Raw genomic sequence first — 1,180 nt, 5'->3', positions numbered from 1 at the left:
CGCGTTCGCCGCCGAGGTCGTCGACGCATCCGAAGACGCCACCGTTACCGCCGCACCCGACGCCGCCGCCGTCGGTGTTGGTCGCGACACCCCAATTACTGACACCGAACTCGACCACTGGTTGGTGACGTATACGGCGCTCCCATCCGGAGTAACCGCCACCCCCCACGGGCCGGAGCCGACGGTAATGGTATTGGTGACTGCCCCTGTGACCGTATCAATCACCGACACCGAATCTGACCAGCTGTTGGCGACGTATACGGTACTCCCATCCGGAGTAACCGCCACCCCCCACGGGCCCGGACCGACGGGAATGGTTTTGGTGACTGCCCCTGTGACCGTATCAATCACCGACACCGAATCCGTTTCTCTGTTGGTGACGTATACGGCGCTCCCATCCGGAGTAACCGCCACCCCGGACGCAAACGAGCCGATGGGAATGGTTTTGGTGACTGCCCCTGTGACCGTATCAATCACCGACACCGAACCCGTTCCTCTGCTACAGACGTATACGGCGCTCCCATCCGGAGTAACCGCCACCCCGTACGGGCCCGAGCCGACGGTAATGGTTTTGGTGACTGTCCCGGTGGCCGTATCAATCCTCGACACCGAACCCGACGCGCTGTTGGTGACGTATACGGCGCTCCCATCCGGAGTAACCGCCACCCCGGACGGAAGCGAGCCGACGGTAATGGTTTTGGTGACTGCCCCTGTGACCGTATCAATCACCGACACCGAACCCGACGCGCTGTTGACGACGTATACGGCGCTCCCATCCGGAGTAACCGCCACCCCGTACGGACCCGAGCCGACGGTAATGGTTTTGGTGACTGTCCCGGTGGCCGTATCAATCCTCGGCACCGAATTCGACCTGCTGTTGACGACGTATACGGTACTCCCATCCGGAGTAACCGCCACCGCGAGCGGGTACGGGCCAACGGTAATGGTATTGGTGACGGTGTCTTTATCGCCGAGACGCGAGGATGACGCAGTTACAACAGCACCCGACGCGGTCCCGGCCGCGTTCGTGGTCGAGGAACGATCCGCGTTCGAGGACGCCTGCGCCGCAGCAACCGCAGCCGCGTTCGCCGCGGTCGCAGACGTCGCCGACGCATCCGTGGACGCGACCGTCACCGCCGCCGCCCGAGACGCCGCGACCGCGGACCCGGTCGCTGCCGCG

General features: G+C 64.0%; 2 protein-coding genes. One reads left to right on the top strand and one right to left on the bottom strand.

Annotated elements, in window-relative coordinates:
• On the bottom strand, nt 1–861 hold an 861-nt coding region (locus tag CTR53_RS21335), incomplete at its 3' end, for a beta-propeller fold lactonase family protein (protein WP_367159011.1).
• On the opposite strand from CTR53_RS21335, the gene CTR53_RS21330 reads away from it, so the two are divergent.
• Nucleotides 839–1,180, top strand: a 342-nt coding sequence (locus CTR53_RS21330; RefSeq protein ID WP_367159010.1) for a hypothetical protein, incomplete at its 3' end; no start/stop codon positions are given. The two genes, CTR53_RS21335 and CTR53_RS21330, sit on opposite strands and share 23 nt — an antisense overlap.

Source organism: Ferrovibrio sp. (assembly GCF_002796975.1).
Taxonomy (GTDB): Bacteria; Pseudomonadota; Alphaproteobacteria; order Ferrovibrionales; family Ferrovibrionaceae; genus Ferrovibrio.
This window is presented reverse-complemented; position numbering and strand designations above follow the sequence as displayed.